General features: G+C 73.1%; 24 protein-coding genes and 3 pseudogenes. 11 read left to right on the top strand and 16 right to left on the bottom strand.

The window, feature by feature from the left end; genetic code table 11:
• The first annotated feature begins 80 nt into the window (after window positions 1-80).
• Entirely contained in the window at window positions 81-893 is an 813-nt protein-coding gene (locus ACZ79I_RS03940) for an SAM-dependent methyltransferase (RefSeq protein ID WP_471494090.1), read from the top strand.
• 57 nt (window positions 894-950) lie between these two features.
• A pseudogene (locus tag ACZ79I_RS03935) lies at window positions 951-1,438 on the top strand (phosphatase domain-containing protein).
• A gap of 16 nt (window positions 1,439-1,454) precedes the next feature.
• Here the strand turns inward: ACZ79I_RS03935 and ACZ79I_RS03930 are convergent.
• Entirely contained in the window at window positions 1,455-1,673 is a 219-nt protein-coding gene (locus ACZ79I_RS03930) for a dodecin (RefSeq protein ID WP_471494088.1), read from the bottom strand.
• 195 nt (window positions 1,674-1,868) lie between these two features.
• Between ACZ79I_RS03930 and ACZ79I_RS03925 the strand changes: the two genes are divergently transcribed.
• Complete coding sequence (locus ACZ79I_RS03925; protein WP_471494087.1) at window positions 1,869-3,128, top strand: extracellular solute-binding protein; 1,260 nt, start codon at window positions 1,869-1,871, stop codon at window positions 3,126-3,128.
• Between the two features lie 13 nt (window positions 3,129-3,141).
• Here the strand turns inward: ACZ79I_RS03925 and egtD are convergent, their stop codons facing one another.
• The 4 genes from egtD to egtA are packed head-to-tail and all read right to left on the bottom strand — an operon-like array spanning window position 3,142 to window position 7,561.
• Complete coding sequence (gene egtD / locus ACZ79I_RS03920; protein ID WP_471494085.1) at window positions 3,142-4,104, bottom strand: L-histidine N(alpha)-methyltransferase; 963 nt, start codon at window positions 4,102-4,104, stop codon at window positions 3,142-3,144.
• On the bottom strand, window positions 4,101-4,931 hold the full coding sequence (egtC, locus tag ACZ79I_RS03915) for an ergothioneine biosynthesis protein EgtC (RefSeq protein ID WP_471494084.1): 831 nt from the start codon (window positions 4,929-4,931) through the stop codon (window positions 4,101-4,103). The genes egtD and egtC overlap by 4 nt, the downstream gene beginning before the upstream one ends.
• Window positions 4,931-6,247 carry an ergothioneine biosynthesis protein EgtB gene (egtB, locus tag ACZ79I_RS03910; protein WP_471494082.1) on the bottom strand — a complete coding sequence of 439 codons (1,317 nt, stop codon included), beginning with the start codon at window positions 6,245-6,247 and terminating at the stop codon, window positions 4,931-4,933. The genes egtC and egtB overlap by 1 nt, the downstream gene beginning before the upstream one ends.
• A 33-nt stretch (window positions 6,248-6,280) precedes the next feature.
• On the bottom strand, window positions 6,281-7,561 hold the full coding sequence (gene egtA / locus ACZ79I_RS03905) for an ergothioneine biosynthesis glutamate--cysteine ligase EgtA (RefSeq protein ID WP_471494080.1): 1,281 nt from the start codon (window positions 7,559-7,561) through the stop codon (window positions 6,281-6,283).
• Window positions 7,562-7,861: 300 nt separating this feature from the next.
• Here egtA and ACZ79I_RS03900 point away from each other — a divergent pair.
• Window positions 7,862-8,727 (top strand): annotated as a pseudogene (locus tag ACZ79I_RS03900) (TIGR02452 family protein).
• 9 nt (window positions 8,728-8,736) lie between these two features.
• On the opposite strand, the gene ACZ79I_RS03895 reads toward ACZ79I_RS03900, so the two are convergent.
• On the bottom strand, window positions 8,737-9,183 hold the full coding sequence (locus ACZ79I_RS03895) for a type II toxin-antitoxin system PemK/MazF family toxin (RefSeq protein WP_471494078.1): 447 nt from the start codon (window positions 9,181-9,183) through the stop codon (window positions 8,737-8,739).
• Window positions 9,184-9,689: 506 nt separating this feature from the next.
• On the opposite strand from ACZ79I_RS03895, the gene ACZ79I_RS03890 reads away from it, so the two are divergent.
• Both ACZ79I_RS03890 and ACZ79I_RS03885 read left to right on the top strand, forming a co-directional pair.
• Window positions 9,690-10,295, top strand: coding sequence for a GOLPH3/VPS74 family protein (locus ACZ79I_RS03890; protein ID WP_471494077.1), 606 nt, complete (start codon window positions 9,690-9,692; stop codon window positions 10,293-10,295).
• Window positions 10,296-10,424: 129 nt separating this feature from the next.
• Window positions 10,425-10,601, top strand: coding sequence for a hypothetical protein (locus tag ACZ79I_RS03885; RefSeq protein WP_471494075.1), 177 nt, complete (start codon window positions 10,425-10,427; stop codon window positions 10,599-10,601).
• Window positions 10,602-10,691: 90 nt separating this feature from the next.
• On the opposite strand, the gene ACZ79I_RS03880 is transcribed toward ACZ79I_RS03885, so the two are convergent.
• The 3 genes from ACZ79I_RS03880 to ACZ79I_RS03870 all read right to left on the bottom strand — a co-directional run bounded on the left by ACZ79I_RS03880 (window position 10,692) and on the right by ACZ79I_RS03870 (window position 14,012).
• The gene (locus ACZ79I_RS03880; RefSeq protein WP_471494074.1) at window positions 10,692-12,164 is read right to left on the bottom strand and encodes an SPFH domain-containing protein; all 1,473 of its coding nucleotides are present in this window, start codon (window positions 12,162-12,164) and stop codon (window positions 10,692-10,694) included.
• Window positions 12,165-12,304: 140 nt separating this feature from the next.
• Complete coding sequence (locus ACZ79I_RS03875; protein ID WP_471494072.1) at window positions 12,305-12,523, bottom strand: hypothetical protein; 219 nt, start codon at window positions 12,521-12,523, stop codon at window positions 12,305-12,307.
• A gap of 25 nt (window positions 12,524-12,548) precedes the next feature.
• A complete protein-coding gene (locus ACZ79I_RS03870) occupies window positions 12,549-14,012 on the bottom strand; it encodes an amidase (RefSeq protein WP_471494070.1) in 1,464 nt (487 codons plus the stop codon).
• Window positions 14,013-14,173: 161 nt separating this feature from the next.
• Between ACZ79I_RS03870 and ACZ79I_RS03865 the strand changes: the two genes are divergently transcribed.
• A complete protein-coding gene (locus ACZ79I_RS03865; RefSeq protein ID WP_471494068.1) occupies window positions 14,174-15,208 on the top strand; it encodes a LacI family DNA-binding transcriptional regulator in 1,035 nt (344 codons plus the stop codon).
• A gap of 61 nt (window positions 15,209-15,269) precedes the next feature.
• On the opposite strand, the gene trxA is transcribed toward ACZ79I_RS03865, so the two are convergent.
• On the bottom strand, window positions 15,270-15,656 hold the full coding sequence (trxA, locus tag ACZ79I_RS03860) for a thioredoxin (RefSeq protein ID WP_471494066.1): 387 nt from the start codon (window positions 15,654-15,656) through the stop codon (window positions 15,270-15,272).
• A gap of 121 nt (window positions 15,657-15,777) precedes the next feature.
• Here trxA and ACZ79I_RS03855 point away from each other — a divergent pair, with 121 nt between their 5' ends.
• Entirely contained in the window at window positions 15,778-17,208 is a 1,431-nt protein-coding gene (locus ACZ79I_RS03855) for a dihydrolipoyl dehydrogenase family protein (RefSeq protein WP_471494064.1), read from the top strand.
• Window positions 17,209-17,718: 510 nt separating this feature from the next.
• On the opposite strand, the gene ACZ79I_RS03850 is transcribed toward ACZ79I_RS03855, so the two are convergent.
• From ACZ79I_RS03850 to ACZ79I_RS03835, 4 genes are all read right to left on the bottom strand, one after another.
• Window positions 17,719-18,402, bottom strand: a complete 684-nt coding sequence (locus ACZ79I_RS03850) for a peptide deformylase (RefSeq protein ID WP_471494062.1) — start codon at window positions 18,400-18,402, stop codon at window positions 17,719-17,721.
• A 67-nt stretch (window positions 18,403-18,469) separates the two neighbouring features.
• Window positions 18,470-18,817 (bottom strand): tetratricopeptide repeat protein, encoded by a 348-nt coding sequence (locus ACZ79I_RS03845; RefSeq protein ID WP_471494060.1) that lies wholly within the window; start codon window positions 18,815-18,817, stop codon window positions 18,470-18,472.
• An 82-nt stretch (window positions 18,818-18,899) separates the two neighbouring features.
• Complete coding sequence (locus ACZ79I_RS03840) at window positions 18,900-19,337, bottom strand: MarR family winged helix-turn-helix transcriptional regulator (protein ID WP_471494058.1); 438 nt, start codon at window positions 19,335-19,337, stop codon at window positions 18,900-18,902.
• Window positions 19,334-19,855, bottom strand: a complete 522-nt coding sequence (locus ACZ79I_RS03835) for a MarR family winged helix-turn-helix transcriptional regulator (protein WP_471494056.1) — start codon at window positions 19,853-19,855, stop codon at window positions 19,334-19,336. The genes ACZ79I_RS03840 and ACZ79I_RS03835 overlap by 4 nt, the downstream gene beginning before the upstream one ends.
• A 170-nt stretch (window positions 19,856-20,025) precedes the next feature.
• On the opposite strand from ACZ79I_RS03835, the gene ACZ79I_RS03830 reads away from it, so the two are divergent.
• Window positions 20,026-20,991 carry a pirin family protein gene (locus tag ACZ79I_RS03830; RefSeq protein ID WP_471494054.1) on the top strand — a complete coding sequence of 322 codons (966 nt, stop codon included), beginning with the start codon at window positions 20,026-20,028 and terminating at the stop codon, window positions 20,989-20,991.
• Window positions 20,992-21,272: 281 nt separating this feature from the next.
• Window positions 21,273-21,395: pseudogene (locus ACZ79I_RS03825) on the top strand (IS5 family transposase); the annotation flags it as partial.
• Between the two features lie 311 nt (window positions 21,396-21,706).
• Here ACZ79I_RS03825 and ACZ79I_RS03820 read toward each other — a convergent pair.
• Window positions 21,707-22,144, bottom strand: coding sequence for an SRPBCC family protein (locus ACZ79I_RS03820; RefSeq protein ID WP_471494053.1), 438 nt, complete (start codon window positions 22,142-22,144; stop codon window positions 21,707-21,709).
• A gap of 214 nt (window positions 22,145-22,358) precedes the next feature.
• The gene (locus tag ACZ79I_RS03815) at window positions 22,359-23,057 is read right to left on the bottom strand and encodes a class I SAM-dependent methyltransferase (protein ID WP_471494051.1); all 699 of its coding nucleotides are present in this window, start codon (window positions 23,055-23,057) and stop codon (window positions 22,359-22,361) included.
• A gap of 446 nt (window positions 23,058-23,503) precedes the next feature.
• Between ACZ79I_RS03815 and ACZ79I_RS03810 the strand changes: the two genes are divergently transcribed.
• Window positions 23,504-23,758, top strand: a complete 255-nt coding sequence (locus tag ACZ79I_RS03810; protein WP_471494050.1) for a DUF2933 domain-containing protein — start codon at window positions 23,504-23,506, stop codon at window positions 23,756-23,758.
• Window positions 23,759-23,773 lie beyond the last annotated feature (15 nt).

The raw sequence follows: 23,773 nt of genomic DNA, 5'->3' as shown, positions 1-23,773 counted from the left end.
GACGGGCCACCGCGAGGAGCGCACGGCCGCCGACGCCGTACGGGTCGCGAGGATACGGGTCGCGAGGAGGGGAGAGGCACATGAGCGAGCACCATCGTCCGTCGAGTGGGCCGGTCCGGCTGAACACGGAGGTGGCCCACAACGCGCGGGTGTGGAACTACTGGATCGGCGGGCGGGACAACTACGAGGTCGACCAGCGGGTCGGGGACCATGTCGCGGCGGTGTTCCCGGTGATCCGCGATGTGGCGCGCGCCGACCGGGAGTTCCTCGGGCGCGCGGTGCACCACCTGGCCGCCGAGCGCGGGATGAGGCAGTTCCTGGACATCGGCACCGGGCTGCCGACGCTCGACAACACCCATGAGATCGCCCAGCGCGTCGCGCCCGGCTCCCGGATCGTCTACGTCGACAACGACCCCGTGGTGCTCGTCCACGCCCGCTCGTTGCTGACCAGCGCGCCCGAGGGAGCCACCGACTACATCGAGGCGGACGTGCACGACCCGGAGGCCGTCATCCGCGGCGCGGCCGCCACCCTCGACCTCGGCCGGCCCGTCGCCGTCATGCTGCTCGGCATCCTCAACTTCGTCCTCGACACCGCCCGGGCGCGGGACATCGTCCGTGTGCTGATGTCCGCGCTCCCCTCGGGCAGTTGCCTCGCCCTGACGCATCCCACCACGGACGCCGACCTCGGTGGGCAGGGCAACGTCGAGGCGATGCGGTTCTGGAACGACAACGCGACCCCGCCCATCACGGCCCGTACCCGGGCGGAGGTCATGTCGTTCCTCGACGGCCTGGAGGTGCTGGAGCCGGGCCTCGTCTCCTGTGCACGATGGCGGGCCGGCTCCGGCTCCGCGGCCGACGTGCCGCAGTTCGGCGCGGTCGCCGTGAAGCCCTGACCCGGTGCCGCCCGCCCCGCGGACCGCCGCCACCACGGCTCTTCCTGCAGTGGCCGGGTGACGAACAGCAGCAGGCCGGTCGCCGTCTTCGATCTCGACAACACCCTCGCCGACACCGCGCACCGGCAGCGGTTCCTGCAGCTGCGAGTGCGGGACCGGGACGCGTTCTTCGCCGCCGCGCCGCAGGATCCCCCGCTGGCCGAGGGGTCGCGCTGGCGCTGAAGAGCGCCGAGTAGCACGAGGTCGCCTATCTGACCGGGCGGCCCGCGCGCTGCCGGCGCGCCACCCTCGACTGGCTCGCCGCCCACGGGCTGCCCCAGGGACGCCTGTACATGCGGCCGGACCACGACCGCAGGCCCGCCCGTGTCACCAAGCTGGAGGTGCTGCGCCGGCTGGCCCGCGACCGGGAGGTCCGTGTCCTCGTCGACGACGACGAACTGGTCTGTCAGGACGCCGAACGGGCGGGTTTCACCGTCGTACGCGCCCGCTGGGCGGCCCCGTCCGCCGAGCTGACGGACGCGCAGGAGCGGGAAGGCCGCACCTGACCGGCCGCGTCCGCTCTCAGTGGTCGGAGTCCTCCAGGCGGAAGCCCACCTTCAGGCACACCTGGTAGTGCTCGATCCGTCCGTTCTCGATTCGCCCCCTGACCTGGCTGACCTCGAACCAGTCCAGGTGGCGCAGGGTCTGCGAGGCGCGGTCGATGCCGTTGCGGATCGCCTGGTCGATGCCCTCCGGTGAGCTGCCGACGATCTCGGTGACCCGGTAGGTGTGGTCGGTCATGCGGGGACTCCTCTCCGCGGCGGGTTGCCCCCTCACTCCACCGTGCCGCACGGGGCGGCGGACCGCGAGACATGGGACCGCCCCTTGACCTCCGCATTGGTCCATACCAAAATCCGGAGCACCCGTACGAGCACCGCGCTCGTCCCCCCACGCCGGGACCCCGTCCCTTGTCCGCAAGGCAGAACAGGACCCTCCGTGAGACGTCGCCTCCTCGCCCTCGTATGCGTGTCCGCCTTCCTCCTCACCGCGTGCGGGGCCCTGCCCGGCGGCCGGAGCGAACAGCGCCGGACCGTGACGGTGTGGCTGATGAAGGACAGTGCCTCCGCCGCCTTCCTCGACCGGTTCACCCGTGCCTTCGAACGCACCCACCAAGACCTCCGGCTCGACATCCGTATCCAGGAGTGGACCGGGATCGGCCCGAAGATCCAGGCGGCGCTCCGGCGGACCGACGGCGGCGGCCCCGACGTCATCGAGGTGGGCAACACCCAGGTCGCGCAGTACGTGGACGGTGGCGGGCTGCTCGACCTGACCCTGGAGTCGATGCGCGACTGGGGCATGGGCGACTGGCTGCCGGGGCTCGCCCAGCCGGGCAGTTTCGCCGGGCACCAGTACGGCATCCCCTGGTACGCCGCCAACCGTGTTGTCATCTACCGCAAGGACCTCTTCGCCCGCGCCGGCATCACCGAGCCGCCGAGGACACGCGCCCGGTGGCTCGCGGACACGGCGAAGCTCAACACCCGCGGAGTGCAGGGCATCTACCTGGCGGGCCAGGACTGGTACACCCTGTCCGGATTCATCTGGGACGAGGGCGGCGACCTCGCCGGGCAGTCCTCGGCAGGGGGCTGGAAGGGCACGCTGCAGACGCCGGCCGCGCTGCGCGGCATGGACTTCTACAAGCGGCTGCAGGCGCTGGGCGCCGGTCCTGTGGACGCCGACGAGGAACACCCGCCGCAGGCCGGGGTGTTCGCCCGGGGGCAGGTCGCCCAGATCGTCGCCGTGCCCGGGCTCGCGCAGGCGATCGTGCAGCGGAATCCCGGACTCGGGGACCGCCTGGGGTACTTCCCCATACCGGGCAAGACGGCCGCCCGGCCCGGCACCGTGTTCACCGGCGGCTCCGACCTCGTGGTCGCCGAGAACACGGACGACCGCCGTGACGCCACCGCCGTCGTCGCCGCGCTCACCGGCACCACCTGGCAGACCGACCTGGCCCGCACCATGGACTACGTGCCCAACAAGACGACCCTGGCCGGGGCGGTCGCGGGCGAGGAGGGCGTCGCGGCCATGGCGGCGGGCGCCGCACAGGGCCGGGCGACGCCCGCCGCGCCCGCCTGGGCGGACGTCGAGGCCGACAACCCGATCAAGACCTGGATGACCGAGGTGCTGCGGGGAGCGGACCCGGCGGCCGAGGCGGCCCGCGCCTCCCGCCGTATCACCCGGATACTCGCCGGCGGATGACCGCGCGCCGTCGTCAGCGGGCCATGCTCAGCGACAGCGCGAACCTCCCCTCCGCGTCGGTCCACCAGTGGGTCAACTCCATCGAGGCGGCGGCCAGTTCACGCCGGATGCCGTTCTCGCGGAACTTCGCCGACACCTCGGTGCGCAGTTCCTCGCCCGCCGTGAAGTCCACCGCCAGGTCGAGTGCGGGAATCTTCACGGTCTGCGCCGCGCGCGCCCGCAACCGCATCTCTATCCACTCGTTCCCGGAGTCCCACAGGGCCACATGGCTGAACGCGTCGACGTCGAAGTCGGCGCCCAGCTCACGGTTGACGACGGTCAGCACGTTCTTGTTGAACTCGGCGGTCACCCCCGCCGCGTCGTCGTACGCCGCCACCAGCACCGATTCGTCCTTCACCAGGTCGGTGCCGAGCAGCAGCGCGTCCCCGGGCGCGAGCAGCGACCGTACGGACGCCAGGAACGCCGCACGCTCCGCGGGCACCAGGTTGCCGATCGTGCCGCCCAGGAAGGCGACCAGCCGCGGACCGGGCGTCCCGGGGAGGGTGAGAGCGGTGGTGAAGTCGGCGATGAGCGCGTGGACCTCCAGGCCCGGCCGCTCGGCGACCAGCGCCTGCCCCGCCCGGGTCAGCGCGCTGTCGCTGACGTCGACGGGCACGTAGGTGTGCAGCCCGCTCAGCGCGTCCAGCAGGTACCGGGTCTTCTCGGACGAGCCGGAGCCCAGTTCGACCAGCGTGCGCGCGCCGGTGGCGGCCGCGATCCGGCCGGAGCGGGCGGCCAGGATCTCGCGTTCGGCGCGGGTGGGATAGTACTCCGGCAGCTCGGTGATCTTGTCGAACAGGTTGCTGCCGTGAGCGTCGTAGAACCACTTCGGCGGCAGCGTCTTGGGTGTGCGGGTGAGGCCGTGCAGCACATCGGCGCGCAGCGCGGCGCCGGTGGCGTCCTCGGGAAGGGTGCGGGTCACACGGAACGGGCTCACGTGCAGGGCTCCTCGGATGGTGCGGATGCCATGTCGGTGCGCAGGTCCTTGAGCGGCGTCAGCAGGACCCCGGTGCGGTCGGCCGCGAGCAGCGTGAGGTCGGGCACCTCACGCCAGCGCGGGTCGTCGTCGTACGGTTCGGAGGCCACGACGATGCGGGTCCCCTCCGGCCGGGCGGAGCCGGGACCTCGGGGGAGCCGGCCGGACCCGGCGAGGTACCAGAGGGTGTCGCCCCACGTGGTCGCCGTGATCGTCTCGCCGTCGGTGAGCAGCAGGTTGAGCCGGGAGCCGGGGGCGGCCTCGTCGATCTCCCGTACCGTGCCGGCCAGCGCCCGGCCCGGGTCTTCGCCGCGGCGCAGCCGGTGGAGCACCAGCGCCCACACGAACGCCGCGTCGCACCGCGCCTGAAGCGACAGCAGGTCCGCCGCGGGCAGGGTCCGCACGAGCGGGGCCGCCGTCCGGGGCCATCCGGACACGGCCCCGTTGTGGCTGAACAGCCAGCGGTCAGCGGCGAACGGCGCGGCCGCCGCCTCCCCCTCCGGGCCCGGCACGGTGGCGCTGCGGACCGCGGCGAGCACGGCCTGTGAGCGCACCACCCGCGCGAGGTCCGCGAAGGACGGGTCGCCCCAGATCGGCCCGGCCCGGCGGTAGCGGGCCGGCACCGGGTCCCCCTCCGCGTACCAGCCCACCCCGAACCCGTCCGCGTTGACGGTGCCGTGCCGCTGTCTGCGCGGTGCCCACGACTGCCGGTACAGACCGTGCTCGGGCTCCACGAGGAGCCGGCCGAGCGGCTCGGCCGGCCCCAGGAAGGCGAGGTGACGGCACATCAGGCATCCCTCGCGGTGCGGAACCCGGAGAAGATCTGCCGCCGGACCGGATAGTCCCAGTTGCGGAACGTGCCCCGGCAGGCCACCGGGTCCACGGCGAACGAACCGCCCCGCAGCACCTTGTACTCCGGCCCGAAGAACACCTCCGAGTACTCCTTGTACGGGAACGCGGTGAACCCCGGGTACGGCAGGAAGTCGCTCGACGTCCACTCCCACACGTCGCCGATCAACTGGCGTACGCCCAGCGGTGAGGCGCCGGCCGGGTAGCTGCCCGCCGGCGCCGGGCGCAGATGCCGCTGCCCGAGGTTGGCGTGCTCCGGCGCCGGGTCGGCGTCGCCCCACGGGTAGCGCCGGGAGCGGCCCGTCGCCGGGTCGTGGCGCGCCGCCTTCTCCCACTCGGTCTCGGTGGGCAGCCGGCGCCCCGCCCAGCGCGCGTACGCGTCCGCCTCGTACCAGCACACGTGCAGGACGGGCTCGTCGGGCGGTACGACCTCGGTGACGCCGAAGCGCCGGCGCAGCCACTGCCCGCCCTCGCGGCGCCAGAACAGCGGGGCCTCGATGCCGTGCGCGCGGATGTGGGCCCAGCCCTCAGGGGTCCACCAGCGCTCGTCCCCGTAGCCGCCGTCGTCGATGAAGTTCTGGTAGGCGGCGTTGGTCACCGGCGTCGTGTCGATGTGGAAGGGCGGGACCAGCCGCCGGTGCGCGGGCCGTTCGTTGTCCAGCGCCCACGGCTCGGTGGACGTGCCCATGGTGAACGGGCCGCCGGGGACGAGGACTTCGGACGGGCCGCGGTACGGCGGTGCGGGCGCCGGATCGGGGGCGGTCAGCGCCTGCGGCCCCTTGCGCAGCTGATGCGTGATCAGCATCGTTTCGTCGTGCTGCTGTTCGTGCTGGGCGATCATGCCGAAGGCGAATCCCGCCTCCGTGAGCCGCCCGCCCCGCAGCGACGCGCCCTCCAGCACGTCCAGGGCCCGGCCGCGGACCTCGGCGGCGTAACGGCGGGCCTCGTCGGGCGGCAGCAGCGGCAGTGAGGGCCGTTCGGCGCGCGGGTGCTCGAAGGCGTCGTACAGCCCGTCGATCTCGGGCCGCATGGCATCGCGGCCGGCGACCGCGCGCAGCAGCCACAGTTCCTCCTGGTTGCCGATGTGCGCGAGGTCCCAGACCAGCGGTGACATCAGCGGGGAGTGCTGGGCCATGAGGTCGCGGTCGTCGACGCAGGTGGTCAGGAGCGCGGTGCGCTCGCGGGCCGTGGTCAGCGCGTCCAGCGCGCGCTCCCGGAGCGATTCGGGGTCGAGGGGTGACCGGTCGTCGGTCATGTGGGGATGTCCTTCCCGTGGAACCGGGTGTCCTCACCCGCCGGAACGGGTGTCCTTCCCGTGGAAGCGGAACAGCAGGTCGTCGGCGGGGCAGCGGCCCCGGGCCACATAGCGGTCGGTGAACTCCGCGACGGCGCCCCGGACCGGGGAGGTGGCGCCGATCCTGGGCAGGGCCTCGGCGGCGATCGCGAAACAGGCGACCGCGACCTCGTGCAGCTCCGGATCGGCCAGACCGTCCCGGGCGGCGGCGACCCACAGCGCATTGCACGGCGGCGGCAGCGAGCCGGCCCGTTCCGCGAGGGGTTTGACGGTGCGGTAGGCGATCTCGGCCGCCTCCGGGTCGTCGAAGAGCGCCGTCGTCACGGCGAGCGGCACGATCCATCCGTCGTCGCCGGGCTGCGCGTCGATCATGCGGAGTTCGAGGTGGCCGCGGGGCCGGACCGGGGGGAACAGGGTGGTGAGGTGATAGTCGAGATCGCCGCGGTCCGGCGGGTCGGCGGACCGCGTCCAGTCCCGGAAGCTCATGCCGTCGGGCACGTGCCAGGGGCCGGCCGCGTCCCGTACGCACATCACCGGCGCGTCCATCACATGCCGGGCCCAGGACGCGCGCGGATCGCCGCCCAGGGGCGGGGCACTGCTGCGCCCCGGGTCCATGGCGGTCCACAGGGACTGCCGTGTCGAGCGCCAGCCCGTGGGCCGGCCCCGCGCCAGCGGGGAGTGCGCGAACGCGGCGACCAGCACCGCACCGAGGTGGTGCGCCAGCCACCAGCGCCGGCCGAGGCCCAGCGGGCCCGGCTCCTCGTGGCCGGCGTCCAGGCAGACCTGGACGGAGGCGGAGGAGCACATCATGGACCGCCCCTCGGGACCCGTGCGGTCGAGGCAGCACTCCATGGCGTCGTAGCGCGGCTCACGGAGAAAGCGGCGTGGGGGGTTCCAGGGATCGTGGCCGTGGCCGCTGAGGCCGAGGCCCGCCTCGCGCAACAGGGCGCGGACCGCGGAGAGGTCGGCGGAGACGGACCCTATGCACTCCATCAGGGAGGCCGCCGGCGGGGAACTGAGCTCCAGCTGGCCGCCGGGTTCGACGGTGAGGGCCGACCGCAGGGGCAGGGTCCGCAGCGCGGCGTAGGCCGTTCGGAGACGTTCGGGTGGTACGGGCAGCCGCGGGCTGCTCAGATCATGGACGAGCCATTCCACTTCGACGCCCAGGCAGCGGGGTGGCCCGGTCTTGAAGCAGATGCCGCGGACCAGCGCCTCCACCTCGGCCTCGGTGACGGCGGAGTGCTGCTCCGTGCCATCGCGCACCGAATCGGACATGTCGGGATCCTCCTGAGATTCCACCATGCCACCGGCCCGGCGTCGGTGTGCCGGGTCGGTATCGCTCGTCCTACCCAAGACCCTCGAACGGAATCGCACAAGGGTGCACAGCGGGACGCGTCGGACGGATGCTTCCCGCCTTCCGGGACGGGCACAAGTCGTTTTCCGTGCCGGGAATACTCCGTTGCGGCGTACGACCAGCATCGCCCACCATGCGTTCATGAGCACGACGGGGGAGACCGGCGGTGCGCCGGGGGAGGCCGTGCACGCTGCGGTCACGGCGCCCACGGGGGTGGCGCCGTGAGCGCGCGGCTGCGCGGGATCGCACGGCAGACGGAGGAGATCGTCGCGGCGGGGGCCTACCGTACGCCGAACGGGCGAACGGTGACCATCGCCGCGGGGGTCGATGCCGCCCGCGCCGGCACCCGCATGTTCGGGCCGGAGCCGGTGGCCGTCCCGCGGACCGGTCCGGTCACCACCCTCGTCGAGGTCACCGGGGAATCCAGCCTGGAGGCGGCCCGGCGCCTCACCGGGCGGTCCGGGGACCCGGTGGCCGTGCTGAACTTCGCCTCGGCACTCCCCCAAGCTCTCAACTTCGTTCGAGCAGGGGTACCCCGTCCGGGCGGCGGATACCTCAACGGGCGCAGGCCCAGGAGGAGGCCCTGTGCCGGGCATCGGCGCTGTACACGTGCGTCCGCGAAGTGAGGGAGTTCCACGACCACCACCGGGCGCACCGCGACCCGTTCTCCCCGGACCGCGTCATCCACTCGCCCGCGGTGCCCGTCTTCCGCGACGACCGCGGGCGGCTGCTCGACACGCCGTACGAGACCGGCTTCCTGACCGCCGCCGCGCCGTACGCGGGTGTGGTGCTGCACGGGGCACCCGAGCGCGCGGGTGAACTGCCGCGCGCCCTGGCCACCCGCGCCGAGCGCGTCCTGGAGACGGCGGCCGCCTGCGGCCACCGGCGGCTGGTGCTGGGCGCCTGGGGCTGCGGGGTGTTCCGGAACGACCCGGCGCAGGCGGCCGGGGCGTTCCACGGCCTGCTGGCCGGGGGGCGTTTCGCGGGGCACTTCGAGGAGATCGTCTTCGCCGTGCCGGACCGCACGCCGAGTGCCGCCGCACGGACCGCGTTCGAACGTGTCTTCGCCCAGGCGGGCACCCCGTGACCCCGGCCCTCAGTTCCAGCCGTAGCGCTCCCGCAGCCGGTGCACCACGAGGTTGAACCGCATCCGGTCCAGCGCGCACGCCTCGCGCCGCATGCCGTCCTCGTGCAGCCGCAGGACGCGGTCCACGGCCACCCACGAGTCGCGTCCCGACCGGTCCCAGGGCCCGCTGCCCACCGGCACCCAGTCGCGGTCCCCGTCGTGCCGCTTGCTGGACAACTGCACCGCGAGCAGCGTGCCCGGCGCCTCACGGGCGACCACGAGCACCGGACGGTCCTTGCCGCGCCCGTCGTTCTCCTCGAACGGCACCCACGTCCAGACGATCTCCCCGGGGTCGGGGTCGCCGTCGTGCGCCGGGGAGTACTCGGTCCGCACCCGGCCCACCTCACGGGGGTCGGCCTCGGTGGTCGCACAGGGGCCGGAGCGGCCGGGGATCTCTTCTTCGGTGAAGGCAGTCACGCGCCCACGGTAGAGGCCCGCCGCGGGCGCGCCTCGCGCGGGTCGGTGTCGGTGGGGCCCCGTCAGCTCGGGGCGCGGCACCGGCCGTTGAGCGGTTCTGCCGGTGAACGCCGCCCCGCCGGCGCGGCACGGCCTGGACGCGGTGAACCCGGCCGGGCGTTCCATGGGCGGGGGCGCGGCCCGCATGCTCGCCCGGGCGCATCCGTGGCGGCTGCCGTCCGGTGGCCGAAGCCGCCTCCCGTCCGGTGGCCGAAGCCGCCTCCCGTCCGGTGGCCGAAGCCGCCTCCCGGTCGATGGCCGAAGCCGCCTCCCGGTCGAAGGCCGGGCCAGCGTCCGGCCTGGCCGGGGCGACCGGCCGCGGGAGGCGCGGGGCACGGGCCGCAGAGACGGTACGGGCGCAGCCCCCGGCTCGTGCGGCCCGCACCGCCGGTGTCGGGTTACTGTCGGGCTGGTGAGGCGTCCGCGCAGCGACGTGCCGTCATCGATGCACCGGAAGTGAGCCACGCATGACCCTTGCACGAGACCTGTTGATCGTCGCCATGGACGCCGCCCGGGGCGGTCCCGTCGAACAGGGCGACCTGTCCCTGTCGCTCGCCGGCGCCGAACTGATCGACCTCATGGACGCCCGGGCCCTCTTCCTGGACGGCGAGTTCATCGTCCCGGGCGATCCGCCCGTGACCGACGACCTCCTGCTGCGCGAGGCCGCGTCGTCGCTCGTCCGGCGGACGCCGTACGAGTCGGTCGAGGACTGGCTGTGGCGCCGGGGGCGGGGACTGTCCGCGGCCTATCTCGCCGCCTTCGAGGAGGAGGGGCTGCTCGCCCGGCAGCACCGCCGGTGGCTGCCCGCCTGGACCGGGGAGGCGGCGCTGGTCGATTCCCCCGCACGCCGACGGGCGGCGGACCGCTGGGCCGCGCGGGAACCCCTGCTCACCGCCCTCGGGACGGCCGTCGGGATCCGGGAGAAGCCGGCCGGAGACCTCCAGGGCACGACCGACGACGCGGCGGCGACCGTGCTGGCCGCCGTCGATGACGCGGTGACGGAGCTGACGGCCGTGCGGCAGCGGCGCGCGATCGAGAAGGCGGCCTTCGACAACATCTGGAGGGGCCAGTGACGCGGGCGGCGGCCCGCTCGCGGTCCTGGTCCGGGCGGCACCCGGTCCGCGAGGCGCGGCACCGGCAGATCTCGCCCCGCCGAGGCCGAGGGAGGACCATGGGAGATGAGCGACCGAGGGAGGCCCACCATGAAGACCGGAGCCTCGTACTACGACTCCTGGCTGTACTCCCACACGCCCTCCCAGGCCGAGGGCGAGCGCGACGAACCGGCCGAGCGCACGGCAGGGGCGCAGCACCCGGACGTCCCCAGGACCGAGCCGTCGCAGGCCGAGGGCGAGCGCGTCGACGAGGGCAGGAACGCATGACCGCCGACGGACGGCGCGCCGGGCCGGACGGGGCGCGGGGTGGTACGCGGCCCCGTCCGGCCCGGGCCCCGGCGCCTCAGCGGCAGAGGCTCATCGCTTGTCCTCCTCCACGGCCACCTTCTCCGGCCGCGGCGGCACGGAGCCGTTGACCCCGGCGGCCGGTGCGCCGTTCTGGTTCATCGAGGACAGCAGCTGACGCGCGAGCCCCAGACCGGTGCCGCCCATCGTCAGTGCCTTGGCGAACATGTCGGCCATACCGTCGGCGCCGTTGAGCAGGACCATGTTGTCCACGTTGCCGAAGGCGGACGCGCCCGCCCGGACGATCTCCGGCCAGTTCTCGGCGAGTTGCTGGGCGACCACGGCCTCCTGGTTCTCCGCCAGGGCCGCGGCACGCGCCTTGATGGCCTCCGCCTCCGCGAGACCCCTGGCACGGGTCGCCTCGGCCTGAGCCAGACCCTTGGCCTGGGCGGCGGCCGCCTCGGCCTCACCGGTGGCGCGGGTGGCCTGCGCCGCCGCCGTGCCGCGCGCCGTGGTCGCCTCGGCCTCCGCGCCCGCGGCCGTCTTGACCCGGGTCGCCTCCGCCGCGGCCGCCAGCTCGGTCTCCTTCGCCTTGGCCTGGGCCGCCGAGATCCGCGCGTCACGCTCGGCCTCGGCCAGCGTGCGCTTCTCGTACGCCTTCGCGTCCGCGGGCTTGCGGACGTCCGCCTGGAGCTGCTGCTCACGCCGCTGCGCCTCCAGTTCGGCGACCCGGGTCTCCTGGACCACGACCTCCTGACGGGCCGCGGCGTCCGCGAGGGGACCGGCCTGGCGCGCCCTCGCGCCCGCCTTGTCGCGCTCGGCCTGGTACCCGGCCTGCAGGATCTCGCTGTCCCGCGTCGCCTCGGCCATCCGCGCGAACGACTGCTGCTCCGCCTCGGTGGCCAGACGGTTCGCCTCCGCCTGCGCGATGCGCGCGTCCCGCTGCACCGCCGCCGCGTGCGGAGCGGCCAGGTTCTTGATGTAGCCGGTCGGGTCCTCGATCTCATGGATCTGCAGCGAGTCCACGATCAGACCGAGCTTCTCCATCTCCGAGCCGCAGGCGGCCCGGGTCTGCCCGGTGAGCTTCTCCCGGTCGCGGATCATGTCCTCGACCGTCAGCCCGCCCACGATCGACCGGAGATGACCGGCGAACACGTTGTGCACCCGCTCCGACATCAGCCTCTGCTGGTCGAGGAAGCGGCGGGCCGCGTTGGCGATCGACACGAAGTCGTCGCCCACCTTGAAGATGACCACACCCCGGACCTTCAGCGGAATGCCCTGGTGGGTCACGCAGTCCACGTGCAGCTCGGTCTCGTTGAGGTCCAGGGAGAGCCTGCGCACCGCCTGCACCCCCGGCAGCACCAGCGTGCCGCGCCCGGTGACGATGCGAAAGCCCATTCCCTCCTCAAGACCTTCGGTCCGATGCTTCGAACCGGAGATGATCAGTGCTTCGTTGGGCTCCGCCACACGCCACATGAGCTTGAAGAGCCCGACGATGAAGATCAGCGCGAGGACCACGGCCCCCGCGACGACGCCGATGACCATCGGCAAACGCCCCCTCTGCCTGGTGCCGGGTCGGCACCGAACGAAGGCGAGTGTGCGCGCGTGGGAGGCCGGGGTGAAGACACCGGTGGATCCTTGTTGCAATCCTGACGCGTACGGCTCTCACCTGCGGGGAGGTGCTCTCAACTGTCGTACGCCGCCTCGACGTACACGGTCCGGGGCGGCAGGTACTCCACCACCATCACCACCGTGCCCCGCTCCAGACGGCCCCGCCCGTTCGCGGGATACGCGAGGAAGTGCTCGGCGCCGCCGCGCACGCGGACGATCACCTCGCCGACCAGTCCGGGACCGACGGTACCGGTGACACGCCCCATCAAGCCGACCATCGACGCATCGTCCATGGTCACAGCGTACGGCCGAACACGCCTACGCGGCCCGTGCGTTCCCGGCGCCCTCGTGCGGCGGCCGCACCTCGTACCACCGGCGGTCCGCCTCCAACTGGGCCGCCAGCGACACCAGGAGCGGTTCGCTGTTCGCCGGTCCGAGCAACTGCGCGCCCACCGGCAGCCGTGCGCCGAGCGCGGGCTCCCGCCCGGCCGGGGCGGTGTCGGCGTCCACGAAGCCCGCGGGGACGTTGACGCCGGGCCAGCCCAGAACGTTCCAGGGCCATGCGTACGGGCAGGCGGCGATCATGGACCGGTCGGTGTTCCAGCCGTTCATGTGGAGCAGCGTGCCGACGCGGGGCGGGGGAGCGGCCGTGGTCGGCGCGAGGACGACGTCGTACGCCGCGAAGACCGCCCCCACGCGGCGCTGCAGCGCCGCCTCCGCCCGCCGCGCCGCGCGCAGCGGCGCCCCACCCAGCAGCCGCCCCAGGCGTGCGGCGTCGCGGGTGCGCCGGTCGAGCAGATCCGGGTACGGCGCCTCACCCACCCACTCGGCCACCCCCGCGGTCGCCCGCGGCACGAAGGTGAGCCCGATGTGCCCGTACCGCGGCTCGGCCTCCTCTACCGTGTGCCCCAGCGCGGCCAGCCGCTCCGCCAGCGCGAGGACCGCCTTCCGCACCCGGGGATCGAGCCGGGCCGGCACCGCGGTGAAGGGCGGTCTCAACGAGAGCGCGATCCGCAGCCGGCCCGGGTCGCGGCCCACCGCGGCCGAGACGTCGAGCGCGGGCGGGCGGTGCAGATCGCCCGAGTGGCTGCCGCTCGCCGCGTCCAGGAGCAGCGCCGCGTCCGCGACCGTCCGGGCCAGCGTGCCGTTGACCGTGATGCCCTGGAACGCCTCCGGGCGCGGCCATGTGGAGATACGGCCGCGCTGCGGCTTGATGCCGACCAGATGCGTCCAGGCGGCCGGGATGCGGACCGAACCCGCGCCGTCCGACCCCAGCGCGGCCGGTACCAGGCCCGCGGCGACCGCGGCCGCGGATCCGCCGGAGGAACCGCCCGGTGTGTGCCCCAGGTGCCAGGGGTTGCGGGTGGCACCGAAGGCGGGCCCCTCGGTGAACGGCCACTGCCCCAGTTCGCAGGTGTTGGTCTTGCCGACGATCACGGCCCCGGCCGCCCGCAGCCGTCGTACCGCCTCACCGTCCTCGGCCACCGGCGGGAAGTCACCGGGGCAGCCGAACGCGGTGGGCTCGCCCGCCACGTCCATGTCGTCCTTGACGGCCACCGGAACGCCGAGCAGCGGCCGCCGCACCCCGGCCGCCAACTCCCCGTCCGCCGCCTCCGCTTCGGCGAGCGCGGACTCGGCCCGCACCACGCGGAACGCGTTCACCGAGGACTGCGTGGCCGCGATCCGGGCCAGTACACGCTCCACGAGTTCACGCGAGGTCGTCTCGCCGGCGGCGAGCGCACGGGCGCACTCGGCCGCTCCCGGAACAGGGTCGGACGCCATGGGGGACACCTCCGCGGGCACATCGTCCTACCGAACGGTAACCTGCGGGCCGGTGATCCGGTACGGAACGCGCAACTTCTCACCGGCATCGGGCAGTTCAGGCCACGTCGGTGCCCCGGGGGACCGGCCGCCGCGGTCGCTCTGCGAGGATGCGGTACGTCATGGTGCAGATACGGAAAGAGTCCGTCCCCCCGTCGCCCGCGCCCTCCGCCGCGCCGACGAGTGCCGATGTGGCGCGCCTGGCCGGTGTTTCGCGCGCGACCGTCTCGTACGTCCTCAACAACACCAGCGCCGTGCGCATCAGCGAGGCCACACGCCGCCGCGTCCACGACGCCGCCGAGGAGCTCGGCTACGTTCCCCACGCCGCCGCGCGCAGCCTGCGCGCCGGACACAGCCGCATGGTGCTCATGCCCGCGCCGAACGTGCCGGTGGGCCCGCTCTACAGCCAGTTCATCAACGAAGTGCAGTGGGCCCTGGGCCGTCTCGACTACACCGTCGTGCAGTACGGCAGCATCGGCCTGCGTGGTGACGAGGCCGCCCGCGCCTGGGCCGAACTGCGGCCGGTCGCGGTCCTGGTGCCCGGCGGCGGCCTCGGCCCGCAGGGCGTGCACGTCCTCAAGCGCTCCGGCGCCCGCGCCGTCGTCACCCTGGGCCCCGAACGCGTCGAGGGCGCCCACGCGCTCCTCATGGACCACCACCGGGTCGGGCACAGCGCCGGGGCGCACCTGCTGGCCCGGGGCCGCCGCCGGGTCGGTGTCGTCGTACCGCGGGAACCCGGTCTGGAGTTCTTCTCCAGGCCCCGGCTCGAAGGCGTACGGCACGCCGCGCGGGACACCGACGCGACCGTCGCCGAACTGCCGCTGGCCTACACGGAGGAGGACGCCGCGCGGCTCGCCGCGCGCTGGCGCACCCTCGGCCTGGACGCCGTCTTCGCGTACAACGACGAGTACGCGATGCTGCTGATGCGCGCCCTGCAGGACGAGGGCATCGGAGTTCCGGACGACACGGCCGTGGTCGGCGCCGACGACCTGACACTCGGCCGGCTGCTGCGGCCGCGGCTGAGCACGGTCCACATCGACCTGCCGTCCGGACGCGACCTCGCCGAACTGGTCGACCGAGTGGTCCGCGACCCCGCGGGCGCGCCCGAGGCGCACGAGGTGTTCGGCGCGCGGATCGTGCACCGCGAATCCAGTTGACGGGCCGGGGCCGCAGCCCCGCCGCCGTGTCCACCCTGGGGGAGGCCGGGCCTCCCCGGGATCACTCGCCGTTCGGCCCGGCCTGCGCCTGCTGCTCGGCGACCGCCTTGCGGACCTCGTCCATGTCCAGCTTGCGGGCCTGCCCGATGACGTCGTCCAGGGCGGCCTGGGGCAGGGCGCCCGGCTGCGCGAACACGGCGACCCGCTCCCGGACGATCATCAGCGTCGGGATCGACCGGATACCGAAGGCGGCGGCCAGCTCGGGCTGCGCCTCGGTGTCCACCTTGCCGAACACCAGGTCCGGGTTCTCCTTGGCGGCCTTCTCGTAGACCGGCGCGAACTGACGGCACGGCCCGCACCAGGACGCCCAGAAGTCGATCAGGACGAAGTCGTTGTCCGTGACCGTCTGGTCGAAGTTGTCCTTGGTGAGCTCCACGGTGCTGCTCATGGCATGTATCTCTCTTCCTGGTGTGTGGGCTGAGCCGCCTTGCACAACCGTGACGCACGGCCGCCTATTCCGCGCACGTACCCGTGTGGCCCCCGTGCACACCAGCCACCAGACTGACCCCATGACGGAAACGGATTCCATTGCCTATGACGTCGTGGTGCTCGGCGCCGGGCCCGTGGGCGAGAACGTCGCCGACCGCACCCGTGCGGCCGGTCTGTCCACCGCGGTCGTGGAGAGCGAGCGGGTCGGCGGCGAGTGCTCCTACTGGGCGTGCATGCCCAGTAAGGCACTGCTGCGCCCGGTGATCGCCCGCGCGGACGCCCGCCGCGTCCCGGGCCTGTCCCACCTGGTGCAGGGCGCCCTCGACGTGCCGGCCGTCCTGGCCCACCGGGACCACGAGGCGTCGAACTGGCGGGACGACGGCCAGGCCGCCTGGCTGAAGGGCATCGGGGCCGACCTGTACCGGGGGCACGGGCGCCTGGCCGGACCGCGCACCGTCACGGTGACCGGCCCCGGTGGAGAGCACCGGGTGCTCACCGCGCGCCACGCGGTGGCCGTGTGCACCGGCAGCCGCGCGCAACTGCCCGGACTGCCGGGGCTCGCCGAGGTGAACCCGTGGACGAGCCGGGAGGCGACGAGCGCGCAGTCCGTTCCGGGCCGTCTGATCGTCGTGGGCGGCGGTGTGGTGGCCACCGAGATGGCCACGGTCTGGCAGGCCCTCGGCTCCCGGGTCACCGTCCTGGTCCGCGGCAAGGGCCTGCTGTCCCGTATGGAGCCCTTCGCCGGGGAACTGGTCGCCCGGACGCTCACGGAGGCGGGCGCGGACGTCCGCCTCGGCACGTCCGTCGAGTCGGTGCGGCGCGAGGGCGGCACCGTCGTGGCCGTCACGGGCTCCGGTGACCGCCTGGAGGCGGACGAGATCCTCTTCGCCACGGGCCGGGCGCCCCGCACGGACGACATCGGCCTGGACACGGTCGGTCTGGAACCGGGGTCCTGGCTGTCGGTCGACGACACACTCAGGGTGAGGGGCAGCGAGTGGCTGTACGGGGTCGGTGACGTCAACCACCGTGCGCTCCTCACCCACCAGGGCAAGTACCAGGCGCGCATCGCGGGCGAGGCGATCGCGGCCCGGGCGGCGGGGGTGCCGCTCCTGGAGACGGACCCCTGGGGCGCCCACGCCGCCACCGCGGACCACGCGGCCGTCCCGCAGGTGGTGTTCACCGACCCGGAGGCCGCGGCCGTGGGCCTCTCCCTGGCGGAGGCCGAGCGGGCGGGCCGCCGGGCGCGTGCCGTGGACGTCGAGCTGTCCTCGGTCGCCGGCGCCGGCCTGTACGCCGACGGTTACCGCGGCCGCGCCCGCATGATCGTCGACCTCGACAGCGAGACCCTGCTGGGCGTCACGTTCGTCGGCCCCGGTGTCGGGGAACTGATCCACTCCGCGAGCGTCGCCGTCGCCGGGGAGGTCCCGGTCTCCCGGCTGTGGCACGCGGTGCCGTCGTATCCGACGATCAGCGAGGTGTGGCTGCGGCTGCTGGAGGCGTACCGGGGGTGACCGGGGGTGACCGGGGGTGACCGGGGGTGACCGGGGAGCGCCGCTCGGCACCGGCCGGCGCCGCCTGCACCAGAACACGCGCCGAGCGGCACCCGGCCGCGGATCATGTGCCCCGGCGCTCGCCGAACGCGGGGGGCCGCCTGCTGGTGGACCGGGTCGGGGTGTCCGGCGGATGCGAGGACCCGGGCGGCGTGGTCCGCCATCTGCGCACCGAGGTCCGGTGGATGCGGGTCTGCGCCGCGCCCTTCGCCCGGGAGGACTCGATCGCCGTGCCGGGCCGGTTCCTCACAGCCGGGTCACGGTGTCGGGACCGAGTGTGCCGACAGCGTGCCGCATCCGCGCAGACGTCGCTCTCTCGTCGAGCTCGTGGGGGCCGGGACGACTCGTCCTGACCGGTCCGCCGCCGGCCTGCGGGGCGATGTTCCACGGCTCGCCTGCGGGCGGCTCGGCGGGTGATTCCATGATCCCGCCGCACGGCTCCGTCGCGGACGCCGTCGCGGCCCGTGGGGTTCAGGCCGGGGGTCCGGACGCCCGGCCCGGCAGGCCGAAGCCGAGAGCAGCCGCCGCTCGTTCCGGCGTCGGCTGCGCCCATCGCTCGGCCACCGCCTCGTTCGACGACAGGGAGCGCAGCTCGGCCCGGTCCAGGTAGAGGGTGCCGTCCAGGTGGTCCGTCTCGTGCTGGACGATGCGCGCCGGCCAGCCCGTGAACTCCTCGTCCACCACGGCCCCGTGCTCGTCCAGTGCCCTCAGCCGCACCCGCGCGTGCCGGGCCACCACCGCCTGCCAGCCCGGCACGCTCAGGCAGCCCTCGTAGAACGCGGCCCGTTCGGTGCCGACCGCCTCGTACGACGGATTGACGAGCACCCGGAAGGGCAGGGGCAGCCGCCCGCGCGCCACCCGGACGTCCTCGGGCACGGGCGCCGGGTCCTCGGCGACAGCGATCCGCAACGGCACTCCCACCTGCGGTGCCGCGAGTCCCACACCCGGTGCCGCGTGCATCGTCCGGCGCAGGGCCCCGAGGAAGCGGACCAGGAGTGCGGGTTCCAGCTGGCCGTCGAAGGGCTCGGCGGGGCGACGCAGCACGGGCTCCCCGGCGGCGACGATGGGCAACGGGCCGTCGCGGGCGAGGAGTTCCTCGACCAGTTCGGCGATCGCACGGTCGTTCGGGTTCGTCTGGTCGACTGCGGAAGCCATCTCTCCAGCATGACAGGCCGATCGCGGCCCGGCCCGGGCTGACGGCCCAGGCCCCGGCCCTCGGGGATCACGCCTCCGTGAACTCACCCGCCAGCGCCGACGCCAGCCGCAGGTGCGGCTGCGCCTCGGCGTCGCGCCCCTGACGCTGCAGGGTGCGCCCCAGCAGCAGCCTGGCGTACCCCTCCACCGGGTCCCGCTCCACGATGGTGCGCAACTCGGCCTCGGCGCGGCGCAGCTGGGCCGAGTGGTAGTACGCGCGCGCCAGCAGCAGCCTGGGCCCGGTCTGGTCCGGAACCTCGTCCACCAGCCCGTCCAGGACCTGTGCCGCCGCGTAGTAGTCCTTGGCGTCGAAGAACGTCCGCGCACGCTCCCAGCGCTCCGCGAGCGTCCCGTGCCCGTAGTACCCCGTCTCCACCCGAGACCTCCTTCCGCCGCGCACAACGGAAGCGGGCGGGTGGAAATTCCACGGCCGCCGCGACCCGGGCGATGGCCGCGGGTCAGGCCGCCAGTTCGGCGTTCGCGCGCTCCAGCACCAGCGTCAGGACGCGGCCGGCCGTCTCCAGGTCCTCTTGCGGGATGCCCGCGTACAGCCGGGAGGCGATCTCCCGGCCGCCGGCCTGGATGCCGTCGAACAGGTCCCGGCCGCGGTCCGTCAACGACACGCGCTCCTGCGCGATCTCGAGCAGCCCGTCTGCGATCAGCGCGTCGACGGCCGTCCGGGCCACCGCCTCGTCGCCGATCTTGAGCGCGTCCCTCAGGCGGGCCACGAGCACGGCGTGCTCCAGGGTCCCGCCGTGGTCCGCGAGTGCCCGTAGCGCCGCCGACTGGTCGAACGTGGTGCCGGTACGGGCGAGAAGGCGCTCCAGCAGGGTGCGGCTCGCATAGTGGGTGAGGCCCACGAGCCGGCTGTCGACGGTGGGGGTGGGGTGGGTCATGGCTGCTCCTCTTGGGTGTCGTTGCCCGGGGTGCCCGTGCCGCCGGTCTCGCTGCCGGCGGCGGACGGGTCGAGCGGTGCGTCGAGCAGGGTGCGCAGGGCGCGCCGGAACTCCTCGGTGGGGGTGCTGTCGAGCCCGCCCAGCGGCCGGAGGAACTGTTCGTGCAGCCGCTGGACCACCTGGATCGCCTGCCGCGCGACCTCCAGTCCCCGCGCGGTGAGCGAGAGACGCACGGCCCGCGGGTCCGCGGGGTCGCGGGTCCGGTCCACGAGACCGGCCGTCTCCAGGACGCGGGCGAGCTTCGAGACGTAGAGCGCCTCCAGCCCCGTGTGGTCGGCCAGTTGGCGCTGGCTGGGGCGCCGGCCGGTGCGGTGCATGCCGAACAGCGTCGCGACCAGCGCGTACTGCGCATGGGTCAGGCCCAGGGGCGCCACGGCCCGGTCGACCGCCACGCGCCACTTCATCGACAGTCGCCAGATGAGAAAACCGGGCGTCGCGCCCTCGGGTGCCGTACTCATGGACGATACAGTACATGGTTACTATAGCCATGGCTACTGTTTTCGGGGACGGCCGGTCGGTCCAGGCGTACGCCCGCACGCCGTACCCGGTGACACGTCCGATTCAAGAGCCTCCCGACGGCGGGCGGAGGGCCTGACGCGGGCACCCCCTCGGGGCTAGGTTGGGCGCCATGAGCAATCTTGATCGCGAGGCGGTGCCCGCCGTGTGCGGTGGCCGCGGGTTCGTGGTGGCGGAGCCGGTGCGCGAGCTCCTCAGCCCCCGCAGGGTCCCGCTCGGCGAGTCCACCGAGGTCCGCCGGCTGCTGCCCAACCTGGGCCGCCGCATGGTCGGCGCCTGGTGCTTCGTCGATCACTACGGGCCGGACGACATCGCGGACGAGCCCGGCATGCAGGTGCCGCCGCACCCGCACATGGGGCTGCAGACGGTGAGCTGGCTGCACGAGGGGGAGGTGCTGCACCGCGATTCCACGGGCAGCCTCCAGACCGTCCGTCCGCGTCAGCTGGGCCTGATGACCTCGGGCAGGGCGATCAGCCACTCCGAGGAGAGCCCGAAGCCGCACGCCCGCTTCCTGCACGGCGCGCAGCTGTGGGTGGCCCTGCCGGACGCCCACCGCCACACGGCCCCGCGCTTCGAGTACCACCCGGAGCTGCCCGTGCTCGACGCGCCCGGCCTGAAGGCCACGCTGGTCCTGGGGGAGATCGACGGCGCGGCCTCGCCCGGTACGGCGTACACGCCGATCGTGGGCGCCGACCTCGCCCTGGCACGCGGGGCGACCGTACGACTGCCGCTGGAGCCGGACTTCGAGTACGCGGTCCTGTCGATGTCCGGCGAGGCCCACGTCGACGGCGTACCGGTCCTGCCGGGCTCGATGCTCTACCTCGGCTGCGGACGCCGCGAACTCCCGCTGCGCGCCGAGTCGGACGCGGGGCTGATGCTTCTGGGCGGCGAGCCGTTCGAGGAGGAACTGATCATGTTCTGGAACTTCATCGGGCGGACCCAGGAAGAGGTCGAACAGGCCCGTGCGGACTGGATGACGGGCACGCGGTTCGGCGAGGTGAAAGGGTACGACGGGGACCCGCTGCCGGCCCCCGCGCTGCCCTCCGTGCCTCTGAAGCCGCGAGGAAGGGTCCGCTGACCCGCGGGAACGGCGCATTCCTGGGTGACGGGTGGGCGACTCGCCGTCGTGCGTTGCCTTCCGCTCTTCGACCGCTCGCGGGAGGGCGGCCGGGCGTGCCGCAGGCCCTGTGCGCGATGCCGGGCCGTTCCACGGTTTGACCGTCCGTGGGCAGCTGTGGCAGGGCACCTGCTCACTCAATGCTGACTTTTCTGACGCGTCATCAGAGAGTCAACAGGGCCGTTCCGTAGAAGACGGCCCTGCCGTGCCAGGCACCTCGCCGTGCGGCCGACCCAACCGCCTGGCTCATGCACCACCGCCGCCTGGCCCGCGACTACGAAACTCACCCACACCGATCAGCCGCCATCAGCCTCACGACCCGCCGCCTCACCCGCGAAGCAACCACCAACTGGCCTGACAGCTAAACCAAATGAAACAGACGACTGGGAACCAAACACTCGCTATGACCGTCAGCCCCGCACTGATGTGCGGGGCTGACGAGGCTACCGGAACGCTCAGCCCACCCGCCGGGCTCCCGGCGCCGGCACCGCCTTGAACACCCGTGGCCTGGTGGAGCCCGCGGTGGTGAATGATTCCTCAGCGTCCGTTGGCATCGCGCCGGAAGCCGGATCCGGCGTTCCAGAGAAGCAGGGCCGCCGCAATGGCCGGGTGTGTCAGCTTTAGACACTCCCCCCGCGTCAGCCGGGGATGATTTCCAGGCAGTGGGGCTGCCGTTCTAGTCGGTTCCAGTTCTGCCTTCCGCGAGGGACTTCATGCCTGCCAGTCGTTCCTGCAGGTGTTGGTCGAGTTCTTGCTGGCTGACGTGGTAGGCATCGCTCACCTTCTGTGGGTCGTACTCCACGTGCAGCTGCAGCTCGGTGTGCTGCTCGTCCAGCTTCCGGAGCGTGAGTGAGCCGTCCATCGGGGCTTCGCCCGGGATGTGGTAGTCGATGCGCTCTTCCGGGACGGGGGTGAGTTCGATGTCGAATTCCTCGCGCTGTCCCTCGACGACCTCCACGATATGGGCTGTGCCGGCGCCGCGTGCCTCTATCCGTTCCACGCCTGCGAACTGCGACTGGAACTGTGTGTATGCATCGACATTGCTGAGCCTTTCAAACGCCTCGTGCTGTGAGCAGTCGACGTCGATTGATTTGTCAATGGTTGCTGTCGCCATGATGCTTTCCCTTTTTTGGAATCCGCCTCGGAAGGGTGCCACTCCGAGGGTGTTGAACCAGGGCATAGGAACGGCTACCCGGAGCAAATGAGGGAAAACGTCATCATTCGGTTCACTGGTCGGCGCCTTGCGGTTCGTGGCCGGCGGCCCGACCTTTCGGGAGCCCTCCGGGCCGGTCGCATCGCGCCGTCCTGTCCGGAGGTGGGGCCCCAGTTCATGCGCTGTGGGCCGGTCCGTGATCGTCCGGCTCGTGGGTGCCGGCAGCGAGGTACAGGAAGCCGAAGAAAAGGTCGATCGAGGAGAAATCGCCCAGATCGACTTGCATGGCTGCGCGGACGGTCTCCCAGGGGCGGCGGGCCACCCACTCCTGCGTCACGGCGAAGGGCCGCACAAGGGTTACGTAGCCGCGCTCCAGCCAGCGAGGTGCGTCCCGCGGAAGGCTGCAGTCCAGCACGACCCAGCGTCCGCCCGGAGCCAGGGCCGCGCAGCCGTGGGCGATGACCTCGGCGCACTCCGGCACCAGGCTCAGGGCGAACGTGGAGAGGATCGCGTTGACGCCGGCCGGGAAGCGATAGTCGGCCGCGTCGGCCTGGACCAGGGTGACGTTCTTCCAGCCTCGGGCCGTGATGCGCCGCCGGGCTTGGCTGAGCATCGCGTCGGTCAGGTCGACGCCGATGATCCGGCCCTCAGGCCCGATCGCCTGCTGGACGAGGGAGAAGTTCAGCCCTGTGCCGCAGCCGATCTCGACCACGGTGTCACCGGGGCGCAGCCGCAGCGCCTGGACCGCCTTGCGGCGGTAGGACTGCTGCGGCAGGCCGAGCAGAGCGTAGAGCCGGGCGGTGATGTCGTAGTGGCGGGCTCTGGCCTGGTAGGTGGCGATGATGTGCTCACGCACGTGGTCGGTCTGGCTCATGGTGTCCTCGCCGCTCTCGCGTCTTCAGCCGGACAGTCAGCATGCGCTCTCGCTCGGCGATCATCCGTGAGGCAGGACGACGGGGCGGCGGGTGTGGTGCAGGAAGGCGTGCGCCGCCGCCCACGGCCCGCCTGCAGCACCGGTCCCCGCTACTGGCGCCCCCGGCCGCACACCGTGGCCGGGAGCGGGGCGAACGGCTGGGCGCTTCGGTCTCCGTGCCCGCCCCCGTCTTACGGTCGGGTCCGACCTGTTCCGCATATCGACTCCACGATGCCGACCGCGTAGAGAAAGCACTTCGCTGGCTGGGATATCGGGCTGTGGGCGGTTCCCGGACCAAGAGGGCCGTTCGGCCCAGTGCTAAGACCTTAGTACCCGTGCGGGATTCCCCTATGTGAGGGAGGGTGGAGGTCTGGGGAATCTGGCCACAAAGGACCTTGGGGCCGGAGATGAAGCGGAAACTGCTTACGGGTATCGCGGTCGCGGCCCTCGTTGCCGTCGTACTGCTCTGGCTCGGTGTCCCCCCGTACGTACTGCTCCTGATCGCCCTCGTGGCGGCGTGCCCGCTGGGCATGGCCTTTATGCACGGTGGTCACGATGGTCACGGCGGGGGGCCGCACGACCATGGAGAGGAGCCCCCCGACCATCGCCCCGGCGACCGCGGTGGGGGCGGGCTCACGAAGAAGGGCCCGCAGCATCACTGAGTGCCGCGCACGTCG

The organism is Streptomyces sp. PSU-S4-23, assembly GCF_055632315.1.
Note: the sequence above shows the minus strand (reverse complement) of the source record. Positions and strands in the feature narration are given on the sequence as shown.

Coding starts and splice junctions, on each gene's coding strand:
- egtA (WP_471494080.1), bottom strand. CDS start 7,561: ATGTCCGATTCGGTGCGCGATGGCACGGAGCAGCACTCCGCCGTCACC.
- ACZ79I_RS03815 (WP_471494051.1), bottom strand. CDS start 23,057: ATGAGCCAGACCGACCACGTGCGTGAGCACATCATCGCCACCTACCAG.
- ACZ79I_RS03890 (WP_471494077.1), top strand. CDS start 9,690: ATGACCCTTGCACGAGACCTGTTGATCGTCGCCATGGACGCCGCCCGG.
- ACZ79I_RS03835 (WP_471494056.1), bottom strand. CDS start 19,855: ATGAGTACGGCACCCGAGGGCGCGACGCCCGGTTTTCTCATCTGGCGA.
- ACZ79I_RS03850 (WP_471494062.1), bottom strand. CDS start 18,402: ATGGCTTCCGCAGTCGACCAGACGAACCCGAACGACCGTGCGATCGCC.
- ACZ79I_RS03865 (WP_471494068.1), top strand. CDS start 14,174: ATGGTGCAGATACGGAAAGAGTCCGTCCCCCCGTCGCCCGCGCCCTCC.
- ACZ79I_RS03840 (WP_471494058.1), bottom strand. CDS start 19,337: ATGACCCACCCCACCCCCACCGTCGACAGCCGGCTCGTGGGCCTCACC.
- ACZ79I_RS03930 (WP_471494088.1), bottom strand. CDS start 1,673: ATGACCGACCACACCTACCGGGTCACCGAGATCGTCGGCAGCTCACCG.
- ACZ79I_RS03885 (WP_471494075.1), top strand. CDS start 10,425: ATGAAGACCGGAGCCTCGTACTACGACTCCTGGCTGTACTCCCACACG.
- ACZ79I_RS03940 (WP_471494090.1), top strand. CDS start 81: ATGAGCGAGCACCATCGTCCGTCGAGTGGGCCGGTCCGGCTGAACACG.
- ACZ79I_RS03810 (WP_471494050.1), top strand. CDS start 23,504: ATGAAGCGGAAACTGCTTACGGGTATCGCGGTCGCGGCCCTCGTTGCC.
- ACZ79I_RS03830 (WP_471494054.1), top strand. CDS start 20,026: ATGAGCAATCTTGATCGCGAGGCGGTGCCCGCCGTGTGCGGTGGCCGC.
- ACZ79I_RS03820 (WP_471494053.1), bottom strand. CDS start 22,144: ATGGCGACAGCAACCATTGACAAATCAATCGACGTCGACTGCTCACAG.
- trxA (WP_471494066.1), bottom strand. CDS start 15,656: ATGAGCAGCACCGTGGAGCTCACCAAGGACAACTTCGACCAGACGGTC.
- ACZ79I_RS03870 (WP_471494070.1), bottom strand. CDS start 14,012: ATGGCGTCCGACCCTGTTCCGGGAGCGGCCGAGTGCGCCCGTGCGCTC.
- ACZ79I_RS03855 (WP_471494064.1), top strand. CDS start 15,778: ATGACGGAAACGGATTCCATTGCCTATGACGTCGTGGTGCTCGGCGCC.
- ACZ79I_RS03880 (WP_471494074.1), bottom strand. CDS start 12,164: ATGGTCATCGGCGTCGTCGCGGGGGCCGTGGTCCTCGCGCTGATCTTC.
- egtC (WP_471494084.1), bottom strand. CDS start 4,931: ATGTGCCGTCACCTCGCCTTCCTGGGGCCGGCCGAGCCGCTCGGCCGG.
- egtB (WP_471494082.1), bottom strand. CDS start 6,247: ATGACCGACGACCGGTCACCCCTCGACCCCGAATCGCTCCGGGAGCGC.
- ACZ79I_RS03875 (WP_471494072.1), bottom strand. CDS start 12,523: ATGGACGATGCGTCGATGGTCGGCTTGATGGGGCGTGTCACCGGTACC.